Consider the following 6884-nt stretch of genomic DNA (forward strand, 5'->3'; position numbering starts at 1 on the left):
GGGTGCCGAGATCGCCCGTGAAAGCCCGAAGACGCGCAAGGCCTTTGCCGGCAAGCTCGACGAGATGATCGAGATGATGGCGGACTACATCCCCGGCCAGCCGCGCAAGGCCGCCCGCAAGCAGGCGATTGCGACGCTTGCGACGATGGCCGGCACCATGCTGCTGGCGCGCATCGCCGGCTCCAGCGAGCTGTCGGACGAGGTGTTGAAGGCCGGCAAGGACAGCGCGCTGGATGGCGCGAAGCGTGAGCCGAAGCTGGCGGCTGCGAAGAAGCCGAAGCAGAGTTAGGCAGGATGCGTAGGGTGGGTTAGCGAAGCGTAACCCACCACTTCTCTTTCGGCGGAGACACAGTTGGTGGGTTACGCCTTCGGCTAACCCACCCTACGAAGCCGGCGAATTCTCACCGCCCCGCAAACAGCCCCCGCTCGCGCTCCACGATCTCGCTGATGTAATCCGCCACCGCCCTGATCCGCGCCAGATCCTTGCTGTCGGCATGCATCAGCATCCAGAAGGTGCGGGTGATCGAGATCTCCTCAGGCAGCACCGGGACAAGCTGCGGATAGTCGCTCGCCATGAAATGAGGCAGCACGGCAATGCCGAAGCCGGCGAGCGTGGCGTTGAGCTGCGCGATCAAATTGGCGCTGCGCAAGCGCGCGGAAATCCGCGGCGACACCTGCGGCAGATAGTCCAGCTCGGGCGTGAACAGGAGCTCCTCGATGTAACCGACGAAGCGGTGCTGCGGCAGCACCTCGCGTGAGGCGATCGTCGGGAACCGGTCGAGATAGGAGGGTGCGGCGTAAAGCCCGAGGCGGTAGTCGAGCAGCTTGCGTCCGACGATCCGGCCTTCCTTGGGCATCGTCAGGCTGATGGCGATGTCGGCCTCGCGCTTGGAGAGACTGAACAGCCGCGCAGTGGCTACAAGTTGCAGGTCGAGATCGGGATACCGGTCGGCGAAGGCAGCGAGCCGTGGCGCCAGGAAGGCGGTGCCGAACCCGTCGGGGGCGCCGATCCGCACCGTGCCGGTCAGGCGCGCGACCGAGCCGCCCACCTGTTCCTGATTGGCGACGATGGTCGATTCCATCGCCTCCGCGCTGTCGGCGACGCGCTGGCCGGCCTCGGTCAGGAGATAGCCGGTCTTGCGGCGGTCAAACAGCTTCGCCGAGAGGTGCTTTTCCAGCCGGTCGACCCGGCGGATCACCGTGGCATGGTCCACCCCCAGCTGCTTTGCGGCAGCCGAGACCGAGCCGCCCCGCACGATGGCCAGCACGAAGCGGAAGTCGTCCCAGTCGATCGCGCCTTGATCCAGCATTTTCGCACATCTATGGTGCAATATATCAGACTTGAATCCTATAAAATGCAGGTCAATAGGATTTGTCAAAGCGTTCAGCCCGGCTTCAAGGAGATCTTTGCCATGCGCTCAATCGGACATTTCATCGGCGGCAAGGAGATCAAGGGGACGTCGGGCCGGACGGCCGACGTGTTCGAGCCGATGACCGGCGACGTCCAGGCCAAGGTGGCGCTGGCGTCCAAGGCGGAAGTCCGCGCCGCCGTCGAGAACGCGCGCGCAGCACAGCCCGAGTGGGCCGCGACCAATCCGCAGCGCCGCGCCCGCGTCATGATGAGATTCGTCGAGCTGGTTCAGCGCGACTACGACAAGCTCGCCGAGCTGCTGGCGCGCGAGCACGGCAAGACCGTGCCGGACGCCAAGGGCGACATCCAGCGCGGCCTTGAGGTCGCGGAATTCGCCTGCGGCATTCCGCACCTGATGAAGGGCGAGTACACCGAAGGCGCCGGCCCCGGCATCGACATCTATTCCATGCGCCAGGCGCTCGGCGTCGTCGCCGGCATCACGCCGTTCAACTTTCCGGCGATGATCCCGATGTGGAAGTTCGCCCCCGCGATCGCCTGCGGCAATGCCTTCATCCTGAAGCCGTCGGAGCGCGATCCTGGCGTGCCGATGCTGCTGGCCGAGCTGATGATGGAGGCGGGCCTGCCGGCCGGCATCCTCAACGTCGTCAACGGCGACAAGGAAGCGGTCGACGCGATCCTGGACGATCCCGATATCAAGGCCGTCGGCTTCGTCGGCTCCACGCCGATCGCGCAATACATCTATGAGCGCGCCGCCCAGACCGGCAAGCGCTGCCAATGCTTCGGCGGCGCCAAGAACCACGCCATCATCATGCCCGACGCGGACATGGACCAGGCCGTCGACGCGCTGATCGGCGCGGGCTACGGCTCGGCCGGCGAGCGCTGCATGGCCGTCTCCGTGGCCGTGCCCGTCGGCAAGACCACCGCGGACCGCCTGATGGACAAGCTGATTCCGCGCGTCGAGAGCCTCAAGATCGGCACCTCGATCGATCCGTCCGCCGATTACGGTCCGCTGGTGACCCGCGAGGCGGTCGAGAAGGTCAAGGGCTACATCGACATCGGCATCAAGGAAGGCGCGACGCTCGCCGTCGACGGCCGCGGCTTCAAGATGCAGGGCTAYGAGAACGGCTTCTATCTCGGCGGTTCGCTGTTCGACAACGTCACCAAGGACATGCGGATCTACAAGGAAGAGATCTTTGGCCCGGTGCTCTCGGTCGTGCGCGCGCACGACTACAAGGAAGCGCTGGCGCTGCCCTCCGAGCATGACTATGGCAACGGCGTCGCGATCTTCACCCGCGACGGCGACGCCGCACGCGACTTCGCGGCCAAGGTCAATGTCGGCATGGTCGGCATCAACGTGCCGATCCCGGTGCCGATCGCCTATTACACCTTCGGCGGCTGGAAGAAGTCCGGCTTCGGCGATCTCAACCAGCACGGCCCGGACTCGGTCCGCTTCTACACCAAGACCAAGACGGTGACCTCGCGCTGGCCGTCCGGCGTCAAGGAAGGCGCGGAGTTCTCGATCCCGCTGATGAAGTGATTCTCCTTAGAGCGAGGGCACGATGCAGTTCGCTCTGAACGAGGATCAGATCGCGGTTCGCGACATGGCGTTGGCGTTTGCGGCGGAGAAGATCGCGCCGCACGCGCTGCGCTGGGACGAGGAGAAGCATTTCCCCGTCGACGTGATGCGCGAGGCGGCAGCCCTCGGCATGGGCGGCATCTACATCCGCGACGACGTCGGCGGCTCCGCGATGTCGCGGTTCGACGCGGCGCTGATCTTCGAGGCGCTGGCGACGGGCTGTCCGACCACATCAGCCTTCATCTCCATCCACAACATGGCGTCCTGGATGATCGATGCCTATGGCAGCGACACCCAGCGCCAGAAGTGGTTGCCAAAACTCTGCACCATGGAGTTGATCGCCAGCTACTGCCTGACCGAGCCGGGCGCAGGCTCGGATGCGGCGGCGCTGCGCACCCGCGCGGCGCGCGACGGCGACCATTATGTGCTCAACGGCCAGAAGCAGTTCATCTCGGGCGCCGGCGGCACCGATCTGCTGGTCGCAATGGTGCGCACCGGCGGCGACGGCCCTGGCGGCATCTCGACCCTCGTCGTCGACGGCAAGACGCCGGGTGTCTCCTTCGGCGCCAACGAGCGCAAGATGGGCTGGAACGCACAGCCGACCCGCGCCGTGATGTTCGAGAATGCCCGCGTCCCGGTCGCCAACCGGCTGGGCGAGGAGGGCATCGGCTTCAAGATCGCGATGGCCGGGCTCGATGGCGGCCGCCTCAACATCACGGCCTGCTCGCTCGGCGGCGCGCAGACCGCGCTCGACAAGGCGCGCGCCTACATGAAGGAGCGCAAGGCGTTCGGCAAGCGGCTCGACGAATTCCAGGCGCTGCAATTCAAGCTCGCCGACATGGCGATCGAGCTCGAGGCCGCGCGCACCTTCCTGTGGCGTGCCGCCGCCGCGCTCGACCGCAAGGACCCGGACGCCACCATGCTCTGCGCGATGGCCAAGCGCTTCGGCACCGACGTCGGCTTCGAGGTCGCCAACCAGGCGCTCCAGCTTCATGGCGGCTACGGCTATCTCAGCGAATACGGCATCGAGAAGATCGTGCGCGATCTGCGCGTGCACCAGATCCTCGAAGGCACCAACGAGATCATGCGGCTGATCGTGGCGCGCAAACTGATCGAGGGCGCGCGATGAATGCAGTGGAGGAGGGCGATCTGGTCGCCCGCGTCGAGGGTGCGGCCGGCGTGATCAGGCTCAACCGTCCCAAGGCCATCAATGCCGTGACGCTGGAGATGTTTCGCGATATCGAGACCGCACTCGACCGCTTCGAGGCCGATCCGGCCGTCGCCGTGATCCTGCTCGAAGGCGCCGGCGAGCGCGGCCTGTGCGCCGGCGGCGACATCCGCACGCTCTGGGAAAGCTCGAAGGTCAATGGCGATCTCGGCAAGATCCTGTGGCGCGAGGAGTACATCCTCAACGCCCGGATCAAGAAGTTTCCAAAACCGTATGTCGCCTTCATGGACGGCATCGTGATGGGCGGCGGCGTCGGCCTCTCCGCGCATGCGAGCCATCGCGTCGTCACCGATCGCACGAAACTTGCGATGCCGGAGGTCGGGCTCGGCTTCTTCCCCGATGTCGGCGGCACCTGGCTGTTGTCCCGTTCGCCGGGCGAGATCGGCACCTATTTCGGCCTGACCGGCCAGACCATGAACGGGCCGGATGCGATCCATGCGAAGTTCGCCGACGCCGTGGTGCTGGCCGCCAAATGGCCTGAGYTGCGCGAGGCGCTGACCAGGATTCGCCCAGGCGTGACCGCAGCCGAGGTCAGCAGGCTCATCAACGGTTTTGCGACCGGCGAGACTGCGGGGCCGGTCGCCGCAAAAGAGCCGATCATCGACGCTCTGTTCGGCTTCGACCGCATGGAGGACATCGTCGCGGCGCTGAAGCGCGATGGCTCCGAGTTCGCGMAGGCGACGCTGAAGACGCTCAACGAAAAATCGCCGCGCGGCATGGTGGTGACCTTGAAGCTGCTGCGGCTCGCGCGCGCCGCGTCGAGCCTGGAAGAGTGCCTGGTGCGCGAATATCGCGCCGCGCTGGAAGTGTTCCGCAGCGACGATTTCCGCGAGGGCGTGCGCGCCGCCGTGATCGACAAGGACCGCAATCCGGCCTGGTCGCCGCCGCGGATCGAGGATGTGACGCCGGAGGTGGTTGCACCGTACTTCGCCGAGATCGGCGCCGACGAACTGAAGTTCAACTAATAACGACTTTCAAGCGGAGGAAACGAAGATGGCCACGATCGCATTCATCGGTCTCGGCAACATGGGCGGCCCGATGGCGGCCAATCTGGTCAAGGCCGGCCACAAGGTGGTGGCCTTCGACCTCGTCGAAGCCTCGCGCGCGCAGGCCAAGGCCGACGGTGCCGGCATCGCCGACAGYGCGGCCGGCGCGGTGAAGGGCGCCGATGTTGTCGTCACCATGCTGCCCGCGGGCAAGCACGTGCTCGGCGTCTGGAACGAGGTCGTTCCCGCCATGACCAAGGGCGCGCTGATCATCGATAGCTCCACCATCGACGTCGAGAGCGCGCGGCAGGCGCATGCGCTCGCCGCCAAGAACGGCGTGCTCTCGGTCGATGCACCGGTCTCGGGCGGCACCGGCGGGGCCAAGGGCGCCACGCTCACGTTCATGTGCGGCGGCGACGACAAGGCGTTTGCGGCGGCAAAGCCCGTGCTGGAAAACATGGGCAAGAAGATCGTGCATTGCGGCGGCGCCGGCGCGGGGCAGGCGGCGAAGATCTGCAACAACATGATCCTCGGCATTTCCATGATCGCCGTCAGCGAAGCCTTTGCGCTGGGCGAGAAGCTCGGGCTCTCGCACCAGGCGTTGTTCGATGTCGCCTCGACATCTTCAGGTCAGTGCTGGTCGCTGACGACCTATTGCCCGGTGCCGGGCCCGGTGCCGACCTCGCCGGCGAACAACGATTACAAGCCGGGCTTCGCCTCGGCGCTGATGGTGAAGGATCTGACCCTGGCGCAGGACGCCGCGAAGGCCGCGGGCGCGGCGACGCCGCTCGGCCAGCATGCGCAGGAAATTTACCAGGCCTTCGACAAGGCGGGCCAGGGCGGGGTGGATTTTTCCGGAATTATCAAGCACGTTCGCGGCCTCGCTGGAAAATAGCGAGGCTTTGCCCGTAGCCCGGATCGAGCGAAGCGAAATCCGGGACAGCTGCTTCCAATTGCGTAGCCGGCCCCGGATTGCGCTTCGCTCCATCCGGGCTACGCTCGCAGGTCAATTCGACGGGCCCGGACCATGACGACATTTCAGGAAGCGCGCGCGTTCCTTCTACAGCACCGCACGGATTACGAGACAGCGGTCAAAGGCTTCCGCTGGCCCGATCCGGTTCCCTTCAACTGGGCGCTCGACTGGTTCGACGCCGAGTTGGCAGGGAATGCGGAGAGCAAGGACCGGCCAGCGCTCTGGATCGTCGATGCCGCGCAGGACCGGCAGACAAAACTGTCCTTCGCCGCGCTGTCGCGCCGCTCCAACCAGGTCGCGAACTTCCTCCGCGCGCAGGGCTTGAAGCGTGGCGATCATCTTCTGCTGCTGCTCGGCAACGTGGTTCCGCTGTGGGAGACCATGCTGGCTGCGATGAAGCTCGGCGTCGTCGTCATCCCCGCCACCACGCTGCTGACGGCGGACGAGCTCCGCGACCGCCTCGATCGCGGCAAGGCGAGGGCGGTGGTTGCCGCGCAGGATCAGGTCGCGAAGTTCGCAAGCCTTGATGCCGATGGTCTCGTGCGTGTCGTCGTCGGGGCCGCGTCTGACGGCTGGCTCTCGTTCGACGAGGCGGCCCAGGCTTCCGAGAGCTTTGCGCCCGACGGCCCGACCAACGCCGACGATCCGATGCTGCTCTCTTTCACCTCCGGCACCACCGCAAAACCGAAGCTGGTGCGGCTCAGCCAGCGCAGCTATCCCGTCGGCCATCTCTCCACCATGTACTGGGT

The 6884-nt window shown here is 65.9% G+C and carries 5 protein-coding genes and 2 pseudogenes; 6 read left to right on the forward strand and 1 reads right to left on the reverse strand.

What is annotated here, in order from left to right; genetic code table 11:
* Window positions 1–289 (forward strand): annotated as a pseudogene (locus ACXJL8_RS29335) (TetR/AcrR family transcriptional regulator); the annotation flags it as partial.
* A 112-nt stretch (window positions 290–401) separates the two neighbouring features.
* Here the strand turns inward: ACXJL8_RS29335 and ACXJL8_RS29340 are convergent.
* Window positions 402–1310: a LysR family transcriptional regulator gene (locus ACXJL8_RS29340; RefSeq protein ID WP_456618676.1), complete on the reverse strand. Its 909-nt coding sequence runs from the start codon at window positions 1308–1310 to the stop codon at window positions 402–404.
* 102 nt (window positions 1311–1412) lie between these two features.
* Here ACXJL8_RS29340 and ACXJL8_RS29345 point away from each other — a divergent pair, with 102 nt between their 5' ends.
* The 5 genes and pseudogenes from ACXJL8_RS29345 to ACXJL8_RS29365 form a co-directional block, all read left to right on the forward strand.
* Window positions 1413–2909, forward strand: coding sequence for a CoA-acylating methylmalonate-semialdehyde dehydrogenase (locus ACXJL8_RS29345; protein WP_456618675.1), 1497 nt, complete (start codon window positions 1413–1415; stop codon window positions 2907–2909).
* Between the two features lie 22 nt (window positions 2910–2931).
* On the forward strand, window positions 2932–4077 hold the full coding sequence (locus ACXJL8_RS29350; protein ID WP_456618674.1) for an acyl-CoA dehydrogenase family protein: 1146 nt from the start codon (window positions 2932–2934) through the stop codon (window positions 4075–4077).
* Window positions 4074–5141, forward strand: coding sequence for an enoyl-CoA hydratase/isomerase family protein (locus tag ACXJL8_RS29355; RefSeq protein WP_456686047.1), 1068 nt, complete (start codon window positions 4074–4076; stop codon window positions 5139–5141). The genes ACXJL8_RS29350 and ACXJL8_RS29355 overlap by 4 nt, the downstream gene beginning before the upstream one ends.
* 10 nt (window positions 5142–5151) lie before the next feature.
* Window positions 5152–6057, forward strand: a pseudogene (mmsB, locus tag ACXJL8_RS29360) (3-hydroxyisobutyrate dehydrogenase); the annotation flags it as partial.
* 132 nt (window positions 6058–6189) lie between these two features.
* A partial coding sequence (locus ACXJL8_RS29365) for an AMP-binding protein (protein ID WP_456686048.1) occupies window positions 6190–6884 on the forward strand: 695 nt, incomplete at its 3' end.

Source organism: Bradyrhizobium sp. P5_C11_2 (genome assembly GCF_054049755.1).

Coding starts and splice junctions, on each gene's coding strand:
- ACXJL8_RS29340 (WP_456618676.1), bottom strand. CDS start 1,310: ATGCTGGATCAAGGCGCGATCGACTGGGACGACTTCCGCTTCGTGCTG.
- ACXJL8_RS29350 (WP_456618674.1), top strand. CDS start 2,932: ATGCAGTTCGCTCTGAACGAGGATCAGATCGCGGTTCGCGACATGGCG.